Source organism: Caviibacterium pharyngocola (assembly GCF_002795405.1).
Taxonomy (GTDB): Bacteria; Pseudomonadota; Gammaproteobacteria; order Enterobacterales; family Pasteurellaceae; genus Caviibacterium; species Caviibacterium pharyngocola.
In genome coordinates this window covers 1-23,859 of the sequence record NZ_PHGZ01000026.1, presented here as the reverse complement: position 1 = coordinate 23,859, position 23,859 = coordinate 1, and the positions used below count along the sequence as shown (strand labels likewise).

Genomic DNA, 23,859 nt, shown 5'->3' with positions numbered 1-23,859 from the left:
TTCCTTCTGCTCTTTCCTTTTGTATATTTCTTGTACTTTTCAGATAACATTATAAGCAAGCCAGATTCGTTTGAAAACTTGCAAATTATAATCTTTATATCGTTTGATATCACTCCCCAAACAACCCCTTCACATACCTCACCGATTTATCCCTTTCCATTAACTTCGGCTGACAAATCTCTACTAGCGAGCAAGCCTTGCAGCGTTTGCTGTATTCGGGCGGGGGTGTTTGTCCGCTGTTTAATAGTGAACGGACGGCATTGATAACGGTTAAAGTTTTTTCGCGTAACTCGGCAGAGAAGGCAACGGGCAAGCGGTGGCGGGTTTGCATATACCAGAGTGCGCCTTCATTGATGGCTTGCCCCGTCATTTCTTCCAAACATAAGGCTTGGGCGCAGAGTTGGATTTCGTCCATCGGGTCGGGTTTCGGCTTGCCGCGTTTGTATTCCACGGGTTTTAACTCGCCCGTTGTGAGATCGTGCTCCACCAAATCCAAAATGCCGCTAATGCCTAATTTTTCTGCCGAAACGTGAACGGTGCGTTCAAAGCGAATGCCTTTGCGCACTTCGGGTTCGGCGGAATCGACACGCTCGTGCAAAGCTCGCCCTTGAGCCGTCAAAAAGTTTTCTTCCCACACCTGTTCGTTATGAATTAACGCACATTGGCGTGGGCAGAAAGCATAGTGTTGCAGGGCGGAAAGGGAAATAGGGCGATTTTCACCCCGGCTGTTATCCGTTCCCGCACCTGCAAGCGGTGGGTTTTGCAGAGAATTTTGCAAATCCGTCATTAGAATCCGTCGATCTCGTCTGGCTCTAGGTCGTCCAGATTATTTAAGGTATAACTGCCGTCTGCGTTTACGGTTAAACTGCCGTGTACTTTTGCCGAAGAGTATTGTCCCGCTTTGCAGTTATGTTCCCACCAAATCAATTTAATCACTTGCATACTGCCTTCAGGGCGAGCGGAAGAAGCATCGCCTTCAAACAGTTTAGTTAATACGGCTTTGATTTTTTCGGCATCTTCATCTGAGAAGCCTGTGCGTTCGGCAAGTTGCGGCGACATTGCGCCGAAAGCAACGTAAACGCCTTTATCGACACGGTGTTTCATACCCATTGTGTCGGATGATTTTTTGCTGCCATCACCTTCACCGCTAACGCTTTTGGTGATTTGTGTACTGGTTACACTAACAGGATCGATACTGAATGCCGATTGAATGGTAACGGGCCCACGCACCGCGATAGAAACACCTGACGCATCATCACTTTTCCCGAAAGCGAAGACTTGACCGAAACTGCGGACATCTAACCATTTAGCACAAGCGGCTTTGGCGGTTTCGTCTTTATTGGCTTTTTTGGCGTTGAAAGCGTCTGCACCCAAGCCGACATCTTTATCTTTAGCGCGGTTGGCAAGGCTGGTCATGCCGTCGGTTTTCTTTTCATCGGATTGCACGAAAATACTTTCGCCGCTGTCTTGCAATCGGTCGCGAATTTTGCGTTTTAAGCAAACGTCGGTGATTTCGCCAAAACCGGCAAAGTCGGTGCGCGGGCGGTTGCCGTTTAGCGGATCGCCGTTAGGGTTGGCATTTTGAACGCTGATAATCAGGGCAAAGTCGATTTTTTTAGTTAAAGCCATTTTGATTCTCTCCATTAGTTATTAATTTGATTCGGTTGTATCTTGCTCATCTTGTGCAGATTGGGCATTGGTTTTATTGCGATAAGCCATTTTTTGGCTGTGGTAGCCGAGTAAGAATTCTCCTTCCAACGGTTTGTCTAACGGGCAATTTAGCGCATTAAGGGCGAACATAATTTCGTCGATTTCTTTTTCGCGGTTGCGTAAAAAGCCCATATAGCGATTGCTGCGTAAACGATTTTTATACGGGTCAAGGCTTAATTCAATTTGCATCCAAGTGCTAAGCGGAAGAATGGCAAAGCGTTGCATATAACGCTCTGCATTGGTTGCTCGGTTTTCGCCGGCAATTTGCAATGCGGTGCGCTCAAGTTTTTCGGCTACGGCTAATAATCTGCCGAATAAATAATCACGAGAGCGGTTTTCGGTATCTAGGCTCATAGGGTAAGTTCTCCGTTGTGATAAATCTTGATGACGGGCTCGCCAGCCTTTATATAAAGCGCAGGCAACGCCGATATTTCTTTGCCATTCCCAGTTTTCGCAACCATTAGGATTGCAAGCAACTTGGAAGCTTTTTTGTACTAAATCATAAGGAATCGGTACATTTTTCCCACCTGCGATCACGGGCAATAAGCGGGCATAAAGTTGTTTTTTCAAACTATCGCTTAAGGATTTTCCATAGACCGTTTGGGCAATCGCAAAAGGTGATGGTGGGACAAATGCCCAGATAGTCTGCTTTTTATCTGATTTCTTGGCGTTTGCTTTTTCAATACTGTGGCGTTGATACCAAGAGACATCGTCTATCCAAGCATCCAAATTGGCAAAGTAGTCTTTCGGTAAATATTCTTGATAGTAGGTAAGCGCCATGCGACCGGGCGTTGCGGAATCCAGCATTAGCAAGGAAATTTGCTCCTGTTGCTCTAACTTGGCTTGATAGCCACGAAATTTTTTCTTGATAATTTCTGCGGCTTTCTGTCCGATATCGCTTGACCAATCTTTCGTTGCGGTTTCTGTTGCCGATGGTAGTTCAACATCATCTTTGAGTGCGCTTATTTCCAGATTATTGAGATCAACATAATCAAAATTATCTTGCATTGGTGAAGGTACATCTTTGCCACTAATTGCCCAAGCCACAGTAACTTGATCGCTATTGCGGATGCCTTGGCGGGTAATTAGCCATCGTAAAGCGCTGTGTGCTTTGGCTGAGACTTCAGCCGATACGCTGGCAGCTTCTTCAGCATTTTCAAAACGTCCGCGGAAAGTGTAACCGGCGGTATCATTAGACGAAATCAATTTTGCTTTGTCGCCTGTATGACGTAATTTTGCCGGATGCATTGTTGAAATAACGGCATCTTTACCTTGTACAAGACAAAATCCTTTTTCGCTTGCATTAGTAGATAAATAATCTATCCAAGATTGTTGCACGCTTTTATCTGTCCAAGTATCGCTATTGGGATCGCCGGCAATTTCTACACGCCAGCAGACTAATGCAGAACCAAATTCAATTTCCCCCTTTGCTTTCGGTAAAACAGAAAAAATGGGTGGAACATCGCCTTTTTCTTCCCATTTTTTTAAGATTTTGCCGTTTGAATCTAGCTGAAAAATGCCTGCCTGCACTAAATCAGCGATAACTGTGCCTTTTTGCACATAAGTTAATACGGCTTGAACTTTAGGGTGAGCAACCGATGAATCACACCAAGCTTGTAATTGCTTGAGATAACCATTGAAGTACGCTTTCTTTTCGCCACCATAATCCGCATAATCTTTGGCAACATATTGGATTTTATCCGCCAACGGATGTGGTGCTTCGCCACTTGTGCGGTTTTCTGACGATTCAGTGGCAGGCAGGAAAATAGCCGTGCTTGGCGGCATTACTCTTGCTGTTTGGAATTCGCCTTGAGCATTTAACACCACAACAATGTGGGCGTTTTGTAGCGTGTGTCCTATTGGTGTAAGTGGTTCAGCACCTTCACCGAGATTCTGCTCAACAATGGATTCATAGGTTTGATAAAGTTTGTTCATCCAGCTCATAGTGCTAGCTCCTTCGCTTCGTCTTCAACGGGTTTTACATTTTCACCCCGTTTGAACGGTTTTTCCGGTTTCATCTTGCGGATAAAGCGGGTTTTCAGACGGCTTTCGTCATCTACTTGCGGAAATTCAATGATTCCGTTTTGCATATTTGCCATCCAAAAACGGCTGACAAGTTCGTGATTTCCCGTTTCTTCCGGATAGCCGAAACTGTGAAACATCAAGCCGAAATCTAAATTGTCGATCTCATCGTAAAAGCCCTTACCTGAACCAAATTCACAAGGTTCAACATAGCCTTGGCAATCGCGCGTGCCGAGAAAAATATCTTGGCGTCCACCACGCTCTAACATTCGTTGTGCTATAGCTGCGTGCTTGCCTGCATTACGATCGTCTTTGAGTTCTTCCCAATTTTCGTTCCAAGTAAAATGCGCTTCTACTTGGTATTCCACATCTTGCAAAAAGGTGTAGATCGCAAGTGTATTGCCACCGTTCCAATCTAATGGTTTAGTGGATTTACTTTGTGTACGAATCGCTTTTATCACGCGAATACGGTCGATATGCCAAATCAGGGTGGGTTTCCAATAAATACTCTTTAAAATACCTTTAATGGCTTCATAAGTTGGCACTTGATAGCTGAATTTTTCGCCACCTATTTTAGTAACGGGGTCGGTAAACAAGGCTTGTCGTCCCCAGACGCGGAAACTGATTTTATTGTTCATATTGCTCCTTGTATTTTACAAATCATAAAAAGTCATTGGATTGGTTTCATCTAAAGATAATCCATATTCATCACTATAATAGCGTTCTTTCAAATAATAAATACCTGCGCCGAGTTGGACTTCTTGAATGGCTTTTTCTTTTTCCAATTTTTCCCATACATTTGGAAATACATTCACGCTATAGCGTTGTGCTGCTTGTAAAGTGCGGTGCATTTCTTGAGAATTCCATTCGCCACATAAATCAGCGATGAGTTTTTTCCCTTTGTCTCCATAAGGCACAATAACCGCTTTTGTTGGTGCATCAATAACGGAAAATACTTTGCCGGCACTTTTAAAAGATTGCAGTAGCAAAGGAAATGGTATTTTTCGTTCATTGTTTTTAGGTGAATAAGGATTTAAACGATTATCGGAAAGCCAATCTAAAAGATTGATTGACTTACTATTTTTGAGTAAATACACCATTTCATTACTGCGATCATGAAAATAATATTTAAAATATTGATTCATTGCGTCCGGTTGTAAAATGTCTCGTCCTGCAAATTCACGCAAAGTGCGATCAGCGTTTTGCTGAGCAATATCAATATCAGGCAATACATTCGCTAAGCTTGGCTCTTGCAGATTTAATACGTAAACTTGCCCCTTACCTTCCTTTTCACCGTGTCGATTACAGCGCCCTGCGGCTTGGGCAATGCTGTCTAATCCTGCTAACGCACGAATAACGCATTTCATTGAAATATTTACCCCAGCTTCAATGAGTTGGGTACTAATACAAATGACAGGCTCATTATTAGCTAATCTTAATTTGATCCGATCAAAAATATCTTTACGGTGAGTTGCGCATTGATTTGTGCTGAGATGAAATAAAGCTTCCGATGGAATATTTTGCTGTTTGCAATATTGATAAAGATCATACGCCCATTTTTTCGTATTCACGATAAATAAGCAGCTAGATGTGAGTTGATATTGCTCAAGCAAAAAAGCGCCAGCATCATCGACCGACCAGCCGCCTGCTTTATGTTTAGTATGAATTTCTACACGAGATAATTTATTGAAAAGTCGATCGACTTCAGGCTTGTCGCCCATTATTTCAGCGTTATCGGGTAACTGTAATGCACCTAATTCAGGATGTTTGAGTTGATTAAGCAAAGGTTGTGTTGCAGTACATAAAATAGCACTGCTTTTGCCGAATTTTGTCAGCCAATTCAGTACATTACAAAACAGATGTACGCATTTTACCGGAAGGGTTTGGATCTCATCAAAGATTAAAACACTGTTGGTCATCGGATGAATATGCCGTGCACCACGAGTACCACTTCCAAACCATGCATCAAGAAATTGCACCATCGTGGTAAAGACAATCGGCTTATCCCAGTTTTCAGCCAGCAGCTTGTCTTGCCAGTTTTGTTTTTCGGGTTCAAGGTTAGAATGGTGTTCAAGCACCCATTCTTCTCCTAGAATTGAACGAACATCTTGCGCATTTTGATCGATGATAGACGTGTAGGGGATAATGTAAATAATACGGTCGAGATTGTGTTTTTGTGCGTGATGTAACGCATAACGCAGGCTTGCCAGCGTTTTGCCGCCACCGGTTGGGACAGTTAGCGAATAGATGCCTTGTGAATCAGCTGAACGCGTTAAACAATCCTCAGAAATTTTACGGCGGATTTCATCAATCGGGTAGCGGATTTGAAAATTGGCGAGATGGGTTTCGAGTTTATCAATTGCTGTTTGCCAATTCGGTTTTTGTGTTAATCGGCGTATATCTTTTTGATTTTCGTGTTCAAAATCAGCACTATTGATACGGTCGGCATCAATTAAACAACTAAATAGAAATCGGGTTAAACAACCAAGATAAAATTCTTTGGTTTTAGAATTAGTATCGAATTTCAATATAGCGGTGATTGGTTGTAGCATCTGTTCAACCAAAGCTTTATCGATTAGCGATTCGGCACGTTGTAATATCTCATTATCGGCATTGTGTTCACATTCAGCTAAATGAGTAAGGCAATCTTCTTTTTCAAAACGTTTTGCCCAAACAGGGTTGCCATCGGGATCTAAACAGTCAATCAAACCCGAACCGTGATGTGAAGCAATACATAATCCCAACATTTGCCCAATCAATTCGCCATATCCAATATCTTTTATTTTGTCACCTTGTTTGCTTTTGCCGAATTTTCGTAAACGCTGATAAATCCATTGCGTACCAGCGGTCGAGTGATCGATTTTTTTACCGTTGGGCAATTCATAGTCATTATCCGCATCAGGATCAAAGCCTGTAACTTCTCGAATATATTTTTGGAAATCTTCGGAATATTTGCCGAAATCGTGCATTAGCCCGAGTAGTTCCCCGGCTAAATCTAGGCCTAATTTAGCGGCGAACAGTCGTGCCAGCTCAGCAGTTTGTGTGAGATGCGTGGATAAAAGTTGTGGTTCGTTGTCTGATTGGCGAACATGGGCGATGTAAGACGACTCATTCATTATATCATCCTATTTTTTCATATAGATTGACATGGCAATAGCTAAGTATTGATAACTTAACAAGCTGAAAAATAGCCTTAGAATAAATAAATGTCAACAAAAAATCAGGAATACTTATTTCGGATTGCTTGATTAAATAGAGTTCTTTTCAACAAGGCTTTGTAGTATTTACCAAGACTCAATAGGAAGGTTTTCAGCGGAGTGGGCATAGTACATTTCATCCATATTTTACCTCAACATATAAGCGTTTTATTTCACGAATAAATGCTAATTTAAAATACAATAAAATACGAATAAAATTAACCGCACTTTATATTCAGTGATAAATAAAGTGCGGTTAATTTAGAAAAAATTTACTTTTCAGTAGCTTTATTGAGTAACAAAATACTATCCGTTAAGTGAATAACAGGATTTTCAGAAAAACGATATTTATCAATACTAATTTCAAAATCATCGTTCGCGCCATTAAATAACATTTGCTTAGTATTTTCTAAGTGTTTCCACATTGCCATTTTCGCGGAATGTGGATCTTTATTCATTACGGCTTGTAAAATTTCATCGTGTTCATCACACCAACTATCAATGGATCTGGCATCAATATGTTCGTGTAATTTTCGCCAATACGGGTTAAGCACGCGTTGTCGCCACATTTCTTGAACAATAGTAATTAATGCGCTATTTCGTGTGATTTGGGCAAGCTTTGTATGGAATTTCAAATCCCATTGAGAATCACGAAAACGATCTTCTTGTCGGGCATTTTTTTGAATTTCCATCAATTCTATCACATCTTCTTTTGTTGCTTGTGTTGCCGCAAATTCAACAACAATACTTTCTATTAATTGTCGCGCCTGTAATAATTCAAAAGGACCGCATTCAGAAAATTCTAGTCCCCTTTTTTCGTCCGAACTGGTTAAGTTTTTTGGTGTTGACGATATAACGTGAATTCCGGAACCTTTTTTTACTTCAACAAAACCTTCTACTTCTAGTTGTATGATAGCTTCTCTTACAACAGTTCGACTGACATTCATTTCTTCGGAAATAAAACGTTCGGCAGGAAGTTTTTCACCAACGTTGTAAAAACCGGTGATAATTTTATCTTTTAGCTCTTGTGCTAGTTGTTGATATAAACGTTGATTATCGGTTAATTTCATAATGCATTATTTTTCTTTATTATAACTAGAGGGATTTTAGCACAGCTTCGAATGATTGTAAGAAACTTACCGAGAAATTGTTGCTATTTTAAAGAAAATAGCAACAATTTAACGCAATTATCATATACCTAAAAGCTGTGGTAAGAATAATGATAATTGAGGAATATATGTCACTAAAAGTAACGTAATTAGAAGAATGGCAAAGAACGGTAGCATTGGTTTAATTAAGTTTTGCAATTTCACCCCGGAAACTGAACAACCAACAAATAACGCACTACCAACCGGCGGAGTACATAACCCGATACAAAGATTAAAAATCATCATAATACCGAAGTGTACAGGATCCATACCTAGTTCTTTGACAATCGGTAAGAAAATCGGTGTAAAAATTAAGACTGCAGGAGTCATATCCATAAATACACCAATAATCAAAAGTAAGATATTAATAATCAGTAAAATAACAATCAAATTATCCGACACGCTGATTAGTAATTCATTCACCATATAAGGGATATCCGCATTTGTCATCGCCCAAGACATTGCAACAGAAACACCGATAAGAAACAACACGATTGCAGTTGTTACAACGGAGTCCAAGATAATTTTAGGTAAATCGGATAATTTAATTTCCCGATAGATCAAGACAGATAGCACAAATGTATAAACTACAGCGATAGCGGAAGCTTCAGTTGCAGTAAATACGCCACCTAAAATACCACCGATAACTACAACAACCATAAGTAGGCTTGGAATGGCATCTAAGGCATATTTAACGACTAAGGATAATGTCGGTTTTTCTGAAACAGGATAATTACGTTTTTTAGCAATCACATAATTAATCGCCATAATACCAAATCCCATTAAAATACCCGGAATATATCCTGCCATAAACAAAGTTGCCACTGAAATTCCGCCGGCAGTAAGCGCATAAACGATCATTACATTAGAAGGAGGGATGAGCAAACCTGTAATACAAGAAGAAACATTAATTGCTGCAGAATAAGCAGGGTCATAACCAGCTTTTTTCTGTAACGGAGCCATTGTTCCACCGACAGCAGCCGCAGCAGCAACCGCAGAACCGGAAATAGAACCAAACATCATATTTGCCATCACATTAACGTGTCCTAACGAACCCGGAATACGACCAACAAGAATTTGTGAAAAATTAATTAAACGGGTCGCAATCCCCCCACTGTTCATTAATGAACCGGCAAGAATAAAAAACGGAATTGCTAGAAGTGAAAAGCTATCTAAACCTGTTGCAATTTTTTGCCCCGAAACAATCATTGTTGTTTCTAAAGGAAGCATAAACGAAGCAGAGATAATTGTAGATATACCAATAGAAAAAGAAATCGGAACACCAAGAAATACTAAAATAAAGAAAGATGAAAACATCATCAATGGGACAAACCATTCCCAATTAAGTAACCATTCCATTATTTATTCTCCTTTAATGCAGAAATATTTTCGACCAAAAATAATGCACTATAAAAGAGCATTAAAATACCGCTGAGTGGTAAGGCAATATACACATATGCCATCGGAATTTGCATTGAAGGAGAGATCTGTCCGGAGGCATAAACATTAGAAACAAGCGTGAATCCGCCGAAAACCATTACACCTAGTGAAAAAACAAAAATGCAAATATTAATAAAAATATTACTCAACGCTTTTTTTCGATCAGTTAAATTATGAGTAAATAAGTCAATGGATAAATGTTTTTGTAGCCCAACAGTATAAGCAGCGCCGAGTAATCCGACCCAGATCATACTGAATCGAGCGATTTCATCGGTAACAGTACTCGGCATCTGTAACACATAACGACTAAAGACTTGCCAAGTAACGCAAATAACCAGTAATGCCATTACAATAATACAAAATGTTGATATAAATAAATCAACCGGTTTTCTTAATGTTTCTAAATTCATTGTTGACTCCAAACAAACGGATTAATTTAGATCCCCCTTAAAAAACACAAGGGGGACTAAATAAATTATTTACTTTCCGCTTTAATTTCTTCAATAATTTTTCCTAGATCAGGATCTTTTGCAAAATCATCGTAAAGCGGTTTAAGCGCATCACGGAACGGTTGTTTATCCACTTGAATAAAGGTTGCACCAACGTTTAATGCTTCTTGTCTAGATTTAGCAACTTCTTCATCCCATAGTTTTTGCTGGAACACTTCAGAATTTTTTGCTGCTTCAGCTAGAATCTGGCGTTGATTATCGTCTAATTTTGCCAAGGCCTTATTCGAAATAATCAAATAATCCGGTACGCTGGTATGTTGATCTTCAATATAGAATTTAGCCACTTCAACGTGTCGAGTTTGATTGTAAGACGGAATATTATTTTCCGCGCCATCAATTACACCTTGTTGAAGTGCGGTATAAACTTCACCAAATGGAATCGGCGCAGGAGATCCGCCTAATAATTCGATTAATTTATTCGTTGTCGGTGTTGAAACAACGCGAATTTTCAAACCTTTCATATCAGCTGGTGAATTAATCGCTTTTTTAGCATAAAAACTTCTTGTTCCCGCCACATAAGAGGCTTCAACTGTAAAACCGTTCTTTTGTGTTTTATCCGTAATTGATTTCCCTACATTTCCGAATAATACTTTTTTGAAATGTTCTTCATTATCAAAAAGATAAGGCGCGCTAAAGACAGAAAACTCTTTGACGAAAGATTCCATTTCACTTGCACTGGCTTTAGTCATATCTAAGGCATCATTTTGTAACAACTCGATGGTTTCACGTGGACCACCCATTTGACCGCTTGGGTAAATACGAATTTTCAATTCCCCATTAGATTTTTCTTGGACTTCTTTTGCCATTTGCGCTAATGCTTGATGAACAACGTGAGACTGATCAAGATTGTGTGCTAATTTCAAGGTAACTTTAGCCGCTAATGCATCGACAGATGTGGCTAATAAAGGTAAGGCAATGCACAAACCCGATAGCAGACGTTTATTTAATTTCATAATGATCTCCGAATGTTATGGTGGTGTAACAACTTTGTTTTTTGACTATATAAATTAAAGCAAAATAGTTTATACAATCAATTTTCACGATAATCCTATCATTTTAATTTCAAAGATGTCATACAAATTTATAAAAATGAGAGCCTTGCCACAAAAAAAGTTAAAAAACCAGATAAAATTTGGTATAACATATTAGCAAAAGATAAAAGCCAACTTTATGGAGAGATAAAATGACTACTTTTTTAACAGAAAACTTCTTACTTGATACTGATATTGCCCAACAACTTTATTTTGACTACGCCCAAAATCAACCGATTTTTGACTACCACTGTCATTTACCACCTGAGCAAATTGCAAATAATTACCAATTTAAAAACCTATATGACATCTGGCTAAAAGGCGACCATTACAAATGGCGAGCAATGCGGACAAATGGTGTTGATGAACGTTTTTGTACTGGTGATGCAAGTGATTACGAGAAATTCCTCGCTTGGTGTGAAACTGTTCCAATGACTATCGGCAACCCGCTTTATCATTGGACACATTTGGAATTACGCCGCCCGTTTGGTATTACTGATAAATTGCTTTCTCCGAAAACCGCAAAAGAAATCTGGGATCAAGGTAATGCACTTTTAGCTCAAGAGAATTTTTCCGCTAAAGGCATTATCACTCAAATGAACGTGAAATTTATCGGCACAACCGATGATCCTATTGATACTTTAGAACATCATCGCACTATTGCTGAAGATAAAAACTTTAAAACAAAAGTTGCGCCAAGTTTCCGTCCAGATAAAGCCTTCAACATTGAATTACCGAGCTTTAATGATTACATTCAAAAACTAGGGCAAGTAGCAGATATAGAAATTAACAATTTCGCCGCATTATGCCAAGCATTAAGCAAACGAATTGATTACTTTGCACAGCACGGCTGCAAAGTGTCAGACCACGCCCTTGATGTTGTATTATATGAAGACAGCACAGAAGCTGAATTAAATCAAATTTTGTCAGCAAAATTAACCGGTCAATCGTTAGATAAGTCTCAAGTGGCGAAATTCAAAGCCGCTGTTTTAACTTTCTTGGGAACGGAATATCATAAACGTGGTTGGGTACAACAATACCATATCGGTGCATTGAGAAATAACAACAGCTTTATGTTACGCCAACTTGGACCAGATACCGGTTTTGACTCCATTAACGACGAACCTATCGCACAAGCACTTTCTAAATTATTAGATGCACAAGCAACCAATAACAGCTTACCAAAAACGATTCTTTATTGTTTAAACCCAAGAGATAACGAAGTGCTTGGTACAATGATTGGTAATTTCCAACAAGCAGGTATCAAAGGCAAAATGCAATTCGGTTCCGGCTGGTGGTTCAACGATCAAAAAGATGGAATGATTCGTCAGATGACCCAATTAAGTCAACTTGGTTTATTAAGACATTTTGTCGGTATGTTAACAGATAGCCGTAGCTTCCTTTCTTATACTCGCCACGAATATTTCCGCCGTATTTTATGCCAAATGATTGGTCATTGGGTGCGTGATGGTGAAGCACCAAACGACATTAAATTATTAGGACAAATGGTTTCTGATATTTGTTTTGATAATGCGAAAAATTATTTTGAAATTGAATTAAATTAATGGGAGCGAAAAAATGAAACAACTTAACCGCACAAACTTCCCCGGCGCTCAATACCCAACCAAAATTATTCAATTCGGTGAAGGGAATTTTTTGCGTGCATTTATTGATTGGCAGCTTGATTTATTAAATGAACAAACGGATTTAAATGCCGGTGTGACTATTGTTCGTCCGATTAACACGGATTTTCCGCCGTTATTGAATACCCAAGACGGGCTTTATACCACCATTATTCGTGGGTTAAATGAGCAAGGCGAAGTGGTGAAACAAGCTAGAATTATCCGTTCGGTGAACAATGAGTTGAATATCTATCAAAGCTATGATGAGTATTTAGCCTTGGCGCATAATTTAGATATTAAATTTATTTTCTCCAACACCACGGAAGCCGGTATCAGTTATAACGAACAAGATAAGTTTGATGATCGTCCGCCGGCAAGCTATCCGGCGAAATTGACCCGTTTATTGTATGAACGTTTTGCCGTGACCCAAGGTAATAACGAGCAAGGATTTATTATTTTACCTTGCGAATTGATCGATTATAACGGTGAGCAGCTGAAAGCCTTAGTCTTGAAATATGCGCAACAATGGCAGCTTTCCGAAGCATTTATCGCTTGGTTGGAAAATGCCAATACCTTCTGTTCAACCTTAGTGGATCGTATCGTGACCGGTTATCCGCGCAATGAAGTGGAAAGTTTGGAACAGGAACTTGGTTATAAAGATACCTTCTTAGATACGGCGGAACATTTCTATTTATTTGTTATTCAAGGTCCGAAATCACTGGAAAAATTATTGCGTTTGGATCAGGTGAAACTCAATGTGTTAATCGTTGATGATATTAAGCCTTATAAAGAACGTAAAGTCGCTATTTTAAACGGTGCGCATACCGCATTAGTGCCGGTTGCTTATTTAGCCGGTGTGGATACGGTGGGCGAGGCAATGGCGGACGAAACACTATGTCGCTTTGTGAAAAGTGCGGTGGAAAATGAAATTATTCCGGTGCTTTCGCTCCCGAAAGACGAGTTACAACAATTTGCCGATGCAGTGATTACCCGTTTCCAAAATCCGTTTATTCAACATCAATTATTGTCTATTGCCTTGAATAGTATGACCAAATACCGCACGCGTAATTTGCCGCAATTAACCGCTTATGTGGAAAAATTCCAAAAATTACCACCGCACTTAACCTTTGCGTTAGCGGCGTTAATCGCCTTTTATCGCGGCGTGCGCAACGATCAGCCGATTCCGTTGCAAGATGATGCGTTCTGGTTGGAAAATTTCCAAACTTGGTGGCAACTAGTTGATAATCAACAGCTTTCTGTCCGTGACTTAGTGCAAAACGTATTAAGCCAAGAAGCGCACTGGGAACAAGATTTAACTCAAATTCCGGCGTTGGCGGAAACCGTGACCGAGCAAGTGCAAGCCATTTTATCCGTGGGAATGAGAAAGGCATTGGCGCAATATTGCGGAGCATAAAATGAAACAATTTATTCAAATTCAGCCGCAAGATAATGTGGCGGTGGCGTTGCAAGATTTGCCGAACGGCACGCCGATTACCTTGGGTGAACGATCTTTTTCGTTGACCGCCGACATCGCGCGCGGGCATAAATTCGCCGTGCAAAAAATCGCCCAAGGGGAAAACGTGCTTAAATACGGTTATCCCATCGGTTATGCCTTAAGCGATATTCAAGCCGGCGAACACGTTCATACCCATAATGTCAAAACCAATTTGAAAGACATTAATGATTACGAATATTTGCCGAAATTGACCGCACTTTCCGAGCAAATGCCCGATCGTGACGTGCAAATTTATCGCCGTAATAACGGTGATGTGGCAATTCGTAACGAGCTTTGGATTGTACCGACAGTAGGTTGCGTGGTGGGCATCGCTAACCAAATTAAAAAGCAATTTATGCAACAGCACGCTTTAACGGATATTGACGGTGTTTTTACCTTTAACCACAGTTACGGTTGTTCGCAGCTGGGCGATGATCACGAAAACACCAAAATTATGTTGCAGAATATGGTGAAACACCCGAATGCCGGAGCTGTATTGGTGATCGGTTTAGGTTGTGAAAATAACCAAGTGGACGCATTTAAAGAAAGCTTGGGCGAATATGATGAAAGCCGAGTGAAATTTATGGTGTCGCAACATTATGATGATGAAGTGGAACAAGGTGTTGCTTTGCTAAATGAACTTTATGCCGTAATGCGTCAAGATCGCCGTCAAGCAGGCAAATTGAGTGAAGTGAAATTCGGTTTGGAATGTGGCGGTTCGGACGGTTTTTCCGGCATTACCGCCAATCCGATGTTGGGCAATTTCTCTGATTATTTAATCAGCCACGGCGGTACGACCGTATTGACCGAAGTACCGGAAATGTTCGGTGCCGAACGAATTTTAATGAGCCATTGTAAAGACGAAACCACCTTCCATAAAACGGTACAAATGGTGAATGACTTTAAACAATATTTCATTGCTCACCAACAACCGATTTACGAAAATCCGTCACCGGGCAACAAAGCCGGCGGAATTACCACCTTGGAAGATAAATCTCTCGGTTGCACACAAAAAGCCGGTCATAGCCAAGTGGTCGATGTGTTGAAATACGGCGAACGTCTGAAACAAGCCGGTTTGAATTTATTGAGTGCGCCGGGTAACGATGCCGTTGCTACCAGCGCATTAGCCGGTGCGGGTTGCCATATGGTGTTATTTACCACCGGTCGCGGCACGCCTTATGGCGGATTCGTGCCGACAATGAAAATCGCCACCAACTCCGAATTAGCACAAAAGAAAAAACATTGGATAGATTTTGATGCCGGACGTTTAGTGTATGATGTTTCTATGGCGCAATTATTAGCGGATTTTGTGGATTTGGTGGTGGAAACCGTGAACGGCAAACCGACCAAAAACGAATTAAACGAATTTAGAGAATTAGCCATTTTCAAAAGTGGCGTAACCCTATAAGGATAAAACTATGCAAAAACTGACCGCACTTGATGTGTTAACGGCTGCGCCTATCGTACCGGTGATTGCAATTAAAAAATTAGAGGATGCTTTGCCATTGGCAAAAGCCTTGCTAGACGCCGGTGTCCGTATATTGGAAGTGACGTTGCGCACGGATTGCGCGCTAGAGGCAATTAAATTATTGCGTAAAGAATTGCCGGATGCCCTTGTGGGCGCAGGCACGGTGACTAATGTGGAGCAATTTCGTCAAGCTGTCGATGCCGGTTCGCAATTTATTATCACACCGGGATTAACGGAAGCCTTGTTAAAAGAAAGTCTAAACCACGATTTGCCTTTTATTCCGGGTATTGCTACGCCGTCCGAATTAATGTTGGCGAAACAATACGGTCTGTCTTATTTAAAATTCTTTCCGGCGGAAATCAACGGCGGCATTAAAGCTTTACAAGCTTTCTCCGGCCCGTTCCCTGATATTAAATTCTGCCCGACAGGCGGTATCAGCGAGAAAAACTACCAAGATTATCTGGCACTGAAAAACGTCCTTTGTGTGGGCGGAACTTGGTTTGTACCGACTTCTGCCATTGAGCAAGGCGATTTTGCGCAAATCACCGCATTAGCAAAATCCGCACTGGAAAAATTGAAATAGGATCGGTTATGAGCGTCAGTCAAAATATTGCGATCATCGGCGAATGTATGATCGAGTTATCGCAAAAAAACAGCGATCTTCGCTTGGGTTTTGGCGGTGATACGTTAAATACGGCGGTTTATCTTGCCCGATTACTTCCGGCGGAGCAATTTGCCGTGCATTATGTGTCTGCCCTAGGCACGGATCCTTATAGCCAAAATATGTTGACCCAATGGCAACAAGAAGGCGTACAAACAGGATTGGTACAACGTTTAAGCGATAAATTACCGGGTTTGTATTCTATCGTGACTGATGAGCAGGGTGAACGTTCGTTTTTCTATTGGCGCAATAATTCGGCAGCGAAATATTGGTTGCAAACGGAACAAACCGAGCAAATTTTGGTACAATTAATGCAATGCCAATATGTGTATTTAAGCGGTATCAGCTTGGCAATTTTAGATGAACAAAGTTTGCAAAAACTATTTGAATTCCTACCGCACTTTAAACCAAACGGTGGAAAAATTATTTTCGATAATAATTACCGTCCGATTTTGTGGCAAAACAAAGAGGCTACCCGAAAAGCCTACCGACAAATGTTGGCATTAACGGATATTGCGTTTTTGACCTTAGATGATGAAGATAAATTGTGGGATAACAATGAGTTAGAACATTGTATTGAACGCACGCAATCCTTCGGCGTCAAGGAAATCGTGATTAAACGGGGCGCGGAAAGTTGTATCGTGCAAAGCGGAGAACAACGCTATGACATACCGGCGCAAAAAATCGAAAATGTGGTGGATACCACCGCCGCCGGCGACTCGTTCAGCGCGGGTTATTTGGCTGCCCGTTTAAGCGGCTCGGATGAAATTCAATCCGCCCGACAAGGTCATCGCATTGCCGGACAAGTGATTCAACATCGCGGTGCGATTATTCCGGTGCATTTATTTGCTTAAACGGCGATGATAACGCGTTAAGGCGATAAGCGGACGGTCGTCCAGCAACCCGCTTCGTGACGATAGAGAATTCGATCGTGTAAACGGCTCGGACGACCTTGCCAAAATTCCATCGTCTCAGGAATCACGAGATAGCCGCCCCAATGCGGCGGACGCGGCACATTAAGCGGATATTTGGCGGCGATCATCGCCGCTTTTGCCACTAGCGAACTTTTGCCGGAAATGACCGCACTTTGCTCGCTCGCCCACGCACCGATTCGGCTGGTATAAGGGCGCGAGGCAAAATAAGCGTCGGATTGTTCCGCCGGCAATTCTTGCGCCCGACCTTCCACGCGCACTTGTCTTTCCAATTCCGGCCAGAAAAATGTCAACGCCACAAAAGGTTGGTGCTGTATGCCCTTCCCTTTGCGGCTCAGGTAATTGGTGAAGAAAACTAATCCTTCCGCGTTCACTTCTTTTAATAATACGATACGGGCGGCGGGTTTGCCGTTCGGATCAACGGTAGCGAGATTCATCGCCGTCGGTTCGTTGACTTTCGCCGCAATCGCTTCATTCAACCATTGTTCGAACTGTAAGAGCGGGTCGTTTTTGCATTGTTTTTCATCCAGCGTTTGTTTGCTGTATTCTTCCCGTATGTCGTGTAAGTCCATTATGCTTCCTTCCGATGTTGCAAATGTTCGCCGTCGCGCGCGTGAAGCCGCGATAACACGAGCAATAATATTACGCCGAAAATCGTGGATGTCAAAAAGGTATAGCTGAACGCCTGTTGCAACCTTTCGCCGCTATCGCCCTGCGCGCTGCGATATAAGCCCAACAGCACGGAGGACACCGCAATGCCGACACCTATACCTACTTGCTGAATCACGCTTAACATTGTAGAACCTGCGCTGGCGAGTTGATCGGATAAATCGCTGACGGTTAAGGTATTGACGGAGGTGAAAATCATCGACATACAGGCGCCGTAAGCCATTAACAGCGGAATAATCTGCCAAATCGGCGTGTCTTTATGTAACAAGCTCATTAGTGCGATAACAAGGCTCATACCGAATGATGCCGTCAATAACGTTTTTTTATAGCCCAATTTATTCAGCACCTTGCCGATAAAGGTTTTTACGATAACCGAGCTAAGTGCAATCGGTGCCATTAGCCAACCGGCGAGATCCGCACCATAGCCGAAAATAATTTGGAACATCAACGGCAATAAAAACGGAATTCCCGAACCGCATAACCGAATAAATAAGTTGGCGATGAAACCGATTCGAAAGGTGCGAATGTGAAACAAACTTAGCGGCAACAACGGCTGCGCACAGCGGCGTGCGTAAACATAATATAAAGCTAAAAAAATTATTCCAACGATGAAAATCAAAAAAGCAATGTCGTTCGGCGTGACGTTTTCCGCAATAAGATCCAAGCCTAAAGTTAACCCGACTAACCCGCCGGCAAACAAAATAAACCCGATCCAATCCAACTTACGCGCAACGCCCTTGCTGTTCGGCATATACAATCCGGCGATAAACATTCCGAGTAATCCGATAGGAATATTAATCAGAAAGATCCAATGCCAAGTGGCGTAAGTAACTAGCCAACCGCCGAGAATTGGGCCTAAAATCGGGCCGATTAAACCTGCCATTGCCATTGTATTCCACGCATTGAGCAATTCGAGTTTGGGCACGTTACGAATGATTGCTAAGCGCGCGACGGGCATCATCAACGCGCCGCCGAAACCTTGAATCACCCGAGCAACAACCAAAGTATTAAGAGAATTGGCACAAGCACAGGCAATGGAACCGAGCACAAAAATACCGATAGCGAGGCGAAAAATTTTGAGCGTGCCGTGTTTATCCGCCAGCCAACCGCTTAACGGGATAAACAAGGCGACGCTTAGGGCATAACTGATAATCGCCAGCTGCATTTCCAACGGCGATTCGTGCAAACTTCGCGAAATTGCCGGCAAAGCTGTGTTGAGAATGGTGGCGTCTAAAGTTTGCATAAAAAAGGCAACCGCTGCAATCCACGCCAAGCCGCGATAAGTTTTGTGTTCGTTCATAAAATCGTTCTATTTTTCACCGCACTTTTGCCAATAGTTATAAATAAAGGCGGCGATTTCCTCAATATTATTGATATTTAAATGTGGAAGCGACGTGTCGAGCGGATAATCGGTGACAATCGCCAACACCTTTTCATCAATATCGGGCAAAGGCTTTGTCACCGCTTGGCGATATAATAAAATTTTGTCGAGCGGTTCTTGCTTAAAGCCTTCCACCAAAATCAGATCCGTCAGTTGCGGATCAAATTGTTGCGCCAAATAATGCAGCGACACGGGCGCCGGCGTTTCGGTCATTAGCGCCCAACGTTGATCGCACGCTAACGCCACTTGCGTTGCGCCCGCTTCTTTCATTCGCCAGCTGTCTTTGCCTGCTTTATCCACTTGTGAATTATGGTGACTGTGTTTGATCACGGCAACGCGCAAACCGAGCGCCGCCAAGTGCGGTAATAATTTTTCCAATAATGTGGTTTTGCCGCTACCGCTATATCCGGTAATGCCGAGCATTGGAAGCATTTTTTATCCTTATCAGCTTGAGATAACTTTGAGTAAAATCGGCTTATAAGCGGATTTTTTTTGTAACTTTGTTGCGAGATAACGTACCACAATAAAGGAAAGTGCGGTACAAAAAAAGATGAAAAGGGCGGCGAATAATTCTTCGCGGAAGAAATATTGTGCGGTGAGCGTGCCGAGTAATAACACGCTTAAAGGAAATAAATAGATGAGGAGAACGGATTGAATTAAAGAACGTTCGGGCAAGCCGATTTCCACCCGTTGCCCGACGCGCAACGGCGTTAAAGTTTCTACGCTGAAAATATGCTCGCCGACGCCGCCGGTTAATTCGGACAAGGCGGCATTTCCGCAAGCGCTTTTTGCCGCACATTGCCCGCAGGCAGATTGGGATTGGCATTTTACCGTCGCCGTTCCCGATTCGTAATGAATAACGACCGCACTTTCTTTTAACATAAGCGTTACTTAAATTGAATATCTTGTACGATACGTTTTGCGGTGGAAATCGGTAATTGCCCGATAAAAGTCATTTCTTTGCCGTTTTTGTTTTCCGTGTAAAAAGTGGTCGGCCCTTGTTTCCACGCGTTTTCCGGTTCTTGCGGAATAATAGTGTCGGAACGATATACAGTGAACGAAAACAAACCGTCGCTGTAAAGTTGAGATTCTATCGTATTGTCGCCGTCCACTTCCACGCTGGCGTTAATTAATTCAAACCCTTTCGGCAACCAAGAGGGATGCCAATCGAATCGAGTTTTCGGCGCATCTTTTTCGCTGGCTTCCGTCAAAAGCGGCGGAAACACCACATTATCCAAATAACCGGAAAGCTGTTGTAAGCCGTCGCCGATATATAAATTCACCACGCGGAATTGTTCCAACAAATTGCCTTCGCGATCCAGCATATCGCTGCGCAATAACAGATGATTGTTTTCATCAATAAACACGAGATATTGATAACGGAAATCATCCTTCGGCAAAATTCTAACCGTTTGCACCACACGATCCGCCACGCGATTTCTGCCGATATTAATGAAGTCGTAATATTTCGCCAACACCTCGAAATTACTGCGCAGCACCGAAGGTAAACTGTCCACGATATGATTACCGTTAATAGAAAACGCTTGATAATTCGGTTGGAAATAGCTGATCACGCCATTGCGCTGCACGATTTCTTGTGGCACGCCGTCTAAGGTGATCAGTTGGGCGTAAGTTTTACCTTCGTAATTTAAATGGCGATAGCGCAAGGATTCCATATTAACCGGCGTGGTTTGCACAAAGGCGATCTCATAATTCAGTTTTTCTTTCGCTTCGCGCATTGCCTCCAGCAGCTGTTTCGGTTCAAGCGCTTGTTGGGCGAATACGCCGGAAGAAAAAACGAGCAGGAAACTAAGTGCGGTGAATTTTTTTAACGTTTTCAACATAATACATTTATAACCCGAGTTAAAAACAAATTCACCACCAAAAATGGTGGTGAATATTCCGTATGGATAAAACAATTATTTTTCAGTACGTTGCATACTTAAACTATCGGCATACACGCGACGTTGCAATTCGTAATTCTGTAACATTGCACCGATCCGTTTGCTTTTTTGCTCGACTTGTTCCGGCGTGACCACGTCGCGTGCCGGCGCGTTATAGCTAACTTCTTGTACCGAATTATTAAACGGCAAAGTTTGCAATACCGGTGTATCCGGCATTTCTTTCGCATTGTTTGCCGTGGTGAAAGATTGGAAACCGGTCACGGCGACCAAACACACGCCTGCGGCAACCGCAACTTGCATCATCGGTGCAAACCACGCTTTTAATTTTTGTGCAAACGGAGATTTTTCCACTTCATCCGCCGTCGGCTGAGACACTGTCGGTTGCGCAATTCGAATTTCTTCTTGCTCGATAAGCGCTTCCATTTTTGCGCTGAAATCCGCGCCTAATAGCACGTCCGTTTCGTTACGCATAACGGAACGAATGGTATGAAAATGCGCCCAAGATTCTTGTAAATCCGCATCGCGGCAAAGTTCTTCGGTCAATTCGTTACTTACTTGCTCGCCGTCGATGTATGCTGAAAGTAACTCTTTTTGCATATAAAACTCCAAGTTTCGATTTTGTGTCGGATTGTGCTATTTCGTTTAACGTTGAAGAAGCGGTTTAATTTTATTTTCGATAATTTCCCGTGCGCGAAAGATTCTCGAACGAACCGTGCCCACCGGACAATCCATTATTTCGGCAATTTCTTCATAACTTAATCCTTCGATTTCGCGCAGCGTAATCGCCGTTCTTAAGTCTTCTTGCAAACCGTTAATGGTATCGAAAACAATTTTCTTCAATTCTGCGGATAACATTTCATTTTCGGGCGTATCCACATCCCGTAAATTTGTGCCCACATCGTAGGTTTCCGCCTCATCCGCCAGAATATCTTCATTCGGCGGGCGACGACCTTGTGCGGTCAAATAATTCTTTGCAGTGTTTACTGCGATTCGATAAAGCCAAGTGTAGAAAGCGCTGTCACCTCGGAAAGAATCAATGGAGCGATAGGCTTTTATAAATGATTCTTGTACCACATCGGGAATATCGTTTTGCGAAACGTAACGGGTTAACAATCCCGCCACTTTATTTTGATACCGCGATACCAACAAATTGAAGGCTTTCTTATCTCCCTGCTGTACCCTTTCTACCAAAGCCTGATCCGTTAGCTGTTCAGCCATATAACCTCTTATATCACCTCTAACAAGCCTTAATATTAAAGACAGCAAGCTCTTGCATTTTATTAGAGGGGGTAAAATTCAAAAAGTTCAATCTTTTTTGTAAAGATTGGCTTAATTTATTAAATTGAGTTTTTCCTGTATATGCGTCACCATCTGCCGTAATTCAAGATCCGGCGCTTCGCCGCGATTAAAAAACCAAGAAAAAAGTTGTAAATCCGAACAGGCTAATAAACGTAAAAACACGTCTTTTTCCTTTTCCGGCAAGTCATCGAAATGCTGTTGAAAAAACGGCATAATCACTTTATCCAGCTCAAGCATCCCACGCCGACAATCCCATTCGATACGAAATTTATTATATTTATCCATTTTGCGATCCTTTATTTACGGTTTGCTAATAGTAACAACGCCGATGAAAACTGTAAACCCGACGAAAAAAAGAAACCCGACGAAAGTCGGGTTTCAGATAAAAGCGCGGTCGATTATTCTGCGGTTTTTTCCGCACCGAGCACACCGTACCAGTCATCGGTATTAATAGTGCCGGTAATAAATTTATGATCACCTTTGCCTTTTTCGGAATCTAAAAATTTCGGATTCATTATGCCTTTGGTATTGATTTTAAGCAGTTCCTTGCTATCTTTCGACGGTTCGAATTGCAGACTGGACGTGTTTCCTTTCACATCAAAATATTCCTGACCGCCTTCGGTTTTGGTTTGAACGATTTTGCCTACCGCTCTGCCGTTTGTGAAGTTAATTTCCACATCGCCGAATTTTGCAATATTCGAATTATTTTTCGTAGCGAATATAAATCCTTTTTCTTTTTTATAAGTCGCATCTAACGTGACGGGATCATTTACAAGTTCGCTGTCATAAAGGGCAAAAAAGCCGGTTTGCTTTTGTGTTTCATCGACAATATTCTCGTCGTTAATCGGTGTCGCAACTTTATAATAGCCATAACCGGAATTATCCGCCAACACGATAAATGCATATTCCTCACCGCTTGAATCCGATGTTAAAGAAATCTCCATCTCGGACATTTTAGCATAAGGCTTCTCCGCACCATATTTTGTGAATAATTTTTCTGCTTCTTCTCGGGACAGTCGAGTAAATTCATAACCGATGACCTTGCCGTTTTCGATCTTTGGCGTAAATGAACCGTTTTGATTCGTACCATCCGTGCGATAGGTAACAACCGGTTCGCTTGGCGGATTTCTTTCTTCACTTGGTTTTTGAGGCGTATTATCTTCCATTTTCGGAATTTCCTGTTTTACTTCAGGCTGCTGCGGTACGGAAGGTTGTTTTTCTTCGACCTTCGGTGCTTGTATGATCGGTTTATTTTCTTCCGCTTTTGGTTTTTCCGGCATTACTTCAGGCTGCTGAGGTACGGAAGGTTGTCTTTCTTCAACCTTCGGCGCTTGCTCGGTCGGTTTGTTTTCTTCCGCTTTTGGTTTTTCC

General features: G+C 41.9%; 22 protein-coding genes and 1 pseudogene. 5 read left to right on the top strand and 18 right to left on the bottom strand.

The window, feature by feature from the left end:
• Window positions 1-109 precede the first annotated feature (109 nt).
• The 9 genes from cas4 to CVP04_RS10445 all read right to left on the bottom strand — a co-directional run bounded on the left by cas4 (window position 110) and on the right by CVP04_RS10445 (window position 10,979).
• Complete coding sequence (cas4, locus tag CVP04_RS10485; RefSeq protein WP_100297465.1) at window positions 110-787, bottom strand: CRISPR-associated protein Cas4; 678 nt, start codon at window positions 785-787, stop codon at window positions 110-112.
• A complete protein-coding gene (gene cas7c, locus CVP04_RS10480) occupies window positions 787-1,629 on the bottom strand; it encodes a type I-C CRISPR-associated protein Cas7/Csd2 (RefSeq protein WP_100297464.1) in 843 nt (280 codons plus the stop codon). The genes cas4 and cas7c overlap by 1 nt, the downstream gene beginning before the upstream one ends.
• Before the next feature lie 21 nt (window positions 1,630-1,650).
• Window positions 1,651-3,654 (bottom strand): type I-C CRISPR-associated protein Cas8c/Csd1, encoded by a 2,004-nt coding sequence (gene cas8c, locus CVP04_RS10475; protein WP_100297463.1) that lies wholly within the window; start codon window positions 3,652-3,654, stop codon window positions 1,651-1,653.
• The gene (gene cas5c / locus CVP04_RS10470; RefSeq protein WP_100297462.1) at window positions 3,651-4,370 is read right to left on the bottom strand and encodes a type I-C CRISPR-associated protein Cas5c; all 720 of its coding nucleotides are present in this window, start codon (window positions 4,368-4,370) and stop codon (window positions 3,651-3,653) included. Before cas5c ends, cas8c begins: the two co-directional genes overlap by 4 nt.
• 15 nt (window positions 4,371-4,385) lie before the next feature.
• Entirely contained in the window at window positions 4,386-6,848 is a 2,463-nt protein-coding gene (locus CVP04_RS10465) for a CRISPR-associated helicase/endonuclease Cas3 (protein ID WP_100297461.1), read from the bottom strand.
• A gap of 353 nt (window positions 6,849-7,201) precedes the next feature.
• Window positions 7,202-7,999 carry a transcriptional regulator ExuR gene (gene exuR, locus CVP04_RS10460; RefSeq protein WP_100297460.1) on the bottom strand — a complete coding sequence of 266 codons (798 nt, stop codon included), beginning with the start codon at window positions 7,997-7,999 and terminating at the stop codon, window positions 7,202-7,204.
• A 120-nt stretch (window positions 8,000-8,119) separates the two neighbouring features.
• The gene (locus CVP04_RS10455) at window positions 8,120-9,436 is read right to left on the bottom strand and encodes a TRAP transporter large permease (protein WP_100297459.1); all 1,317 of its coding nucleotides are present in this window, start codon (window positions 9,434-9,436) and stop codon (window positions 8,120-8,122) included.
• Entirely contained in the window at window positions 9,436-9,927 is a 492-nt protein-coding gene (locus tag CVP04_RS10450; protein WP_100297458.1) for a TRAP transporter small permease, read from the bottom strand. Before CVP04_RS10450 ends, CVP04_RS10455 begins: the two co-directional genes overlap by 1 nt.
• Before the next feature lie 65 nt (window positions 9,928-9,992).
• Window positions 9,993-10,979 carry a TRAP transporter substrate-binding protein gene (locus CVP04_RS10445; RefSeq protein WP_100297457.1) on the bottom strand — a complete coding sequence of 329 codons (987 nt, stop codon included), beginning with the start codon at window positions 10,977-10,979 and terminating at the stop codon, window positions 9,993-9,995.
• 230 nt (window positions 10,980-11,209) lie between these two features.
• Here CVP04_RS10445 and uxaC point away from each other — a divergent pair, with 230 nt between their 5' ends.
• The 5 genes from uxaC to kdgK are packed head-to-tail and all read left to right on the top strand — an operon-like array spanning window position 11,210 to window position 17,157.
• Window positions 11,210-12,622: a glucuronate isomerase gene (gene uxaC / locus CVP04_RS10440; protein ID WP_100297456.1), complete on the top strand. Its 1,413-nt coding sequence runs from the start codon at window positions 11,210-11,212 to the stop codon at window positions 12,620-12,622.
• A gap of 13 nt (window positions 12,623-12,635) precedes the next feature.
• The gene (locus CVP04_RS10435) at window positions 12,636-14,093 is read left to right on the top strand and encodes a tagaturonate reductase (protein ID WP_100297455.1); all 1,458 of its coding nucleotides are present in this window, start codon (window positions 12,636-12,638) and stop codon (window positions 14,091-14,093) included.
• A gap of 1 nt (window position 14,094) precedes the next feature.
• Complete coding sequence (locus CVP04_RS10430) at window positions 14,095-15,582, top strand: UxaA family hydrolase (protein WP_100297454.1); 1,488 nt, start codon at window positions 14,095-14,097, stop codon at window positions 15,580-15,582.
• A gap of 10 nt (window positions 15,583-15,592) precedes the next feature.
• Window positions 15,593-16,225: a bifunctional 4-hydroxy-2-oxoglutarate aldolase/2-dehydro-3-deoxy-phosphogluconate aldolase gene (locus CVP04_RS10425; RefSeq protein WP_100297453.1), complete on the top strand. Its 633-nt coding sequence runs from the start codon at window positions 15,593-15,595 to the stop codon at window positions 16,223-16,225.
• A gap of 8 nt (window positions 16,226-16,233) precedes the next feature.
• Complete coding sequence (gene kdgK / locus CVP04_RS10420) at window positions 16,234-17,157, top strand: 2-dehydro-3-deoxygluconokinase (RefSeq protein ID WP_100297452.1); 924 nt, start codon at window positions 16,234-16,236, stop codon at window positions 17,155-17,157.
• A 17-nt stretch (window positions 17,158-17,174) separates the two neighbouring features.
• Here kdgK and pdxH read toward each other — a convergent pair whose 3' ends face one another.
• The 9 genes and pseudogenes from pdxH to CVP04_RS12285 form a co-directional block, all read right to left on the bottom strand.
• The gene (pdxH, locus tag CVP04_RS10415; protein ID WP_100297451.1) at window positions 17,175-17,807 is read right to left on the bottom strand and encodes a pyridoxamine 5'-phosphate oxidase; all 633 of its coding nucleotides are present in this window, start codon (window positions 17,805-17,807) and stop codon (window positions 17,175-17,177) included.
• Window positions 17,807-19,204 carry a DHA2 family efflux MFS transporter permease subunit gene (locus CVP04_RS10410; protein ID WP_100297450.1) on the bottom strand — a complete coding sequence of 466 codons (1,398 nt, stop codon included), beginning with the start codon at window positions 19,202-19,204 and terminating at the stop codon, window positions 17,807-17,809. The genes pdxH and CVP04_RS10410 overlap by 1 nt, the downstream gene beginning before the upstream one ends.
• A 9-nt stretch (window positions 19,205-19,213) precedes the next feature.
• Entirely contained in the window at window positions 19,214-19,717 is a 504-nt protein-coding gene (mobB, locus tag CVP04_RS10405) for a molybdopterin-guanine dinucleotide biosynthesis protein B (protein WP_100297449.1), read from the bottom strand.
• 12 nt (window positions 19,718-19,729) lie between these two features.
• Window positions 19,730-20,167 carry a SoxR reducing system RseC family protein gene (locus CVP04_RS10400; RefSeq protein WP_100297448.1) on the bottom strand — a complete coding sequence of 146 codons (438 nt, stop codon included), beginning with the start codon at window positions 20,165-20,167 and terminating at the stop codon, window positions 19,730-19,732.
• 5 nt (window positions 20,168-20,172) lie between these two features.
• On the bottom strand, window positions 20,173-21,129 hold the full coding sequence (rseB, locus tag CVP04_RS10395) for a sigma-E factor regulatory protein RseB (RefSeq protein ID WP_100297447.1): 957 nt from the start codon (window positions 21,127-21,129) through the stop codon (window positions 20,173-20,175).
• A gap of 75 nt (window positions 21,130-21,204) precedes the next feature.
• Complete coding sequence (locus CVP04_RS10390; protein ID WP_100297446.1) at window positions 21,205-21,786, bottom strand: sigma-E factor negative regulatory protein; 582 nt, start codon at window positions 21,784-21,786, stop codon at window positions 21,205-21,207.
• 45 nt (window positions 21,787-21,831) lie between these two features.
• Window positions 21,832-22,407: an RNA polymerase sigma factor RpoE gene (rpoE, locus tag CVP04_RS10385; RefSeq protein ID WP_100297445.1), complete on the bottom strand. Its 576-nt coding sequence runs from the start codon at window positions 22,405-22,407 to the stop codon at window positions 21,832-21,834.
• Between the two features lie 111 nt (window positions 22,408-22,518).
• Complete coding sequence (locus tag CVP04_RS10380; RefSeq protein WP_100297444.1) at window positions 22,519-22,773, bottom strand: FAD assembly factor SdhE; 255 nt, start codon at window positions 22,771-22,773, stop codon at window positions 22,519-22,521.
• 113 nt (window positions 22,774-22,886) lie between these two features.
• A pseudogene (locus CVP04_RS12285) lies at window positions 22,887-23,859 on the bottom strand (hypothetical protein); the annotation flags it as partial.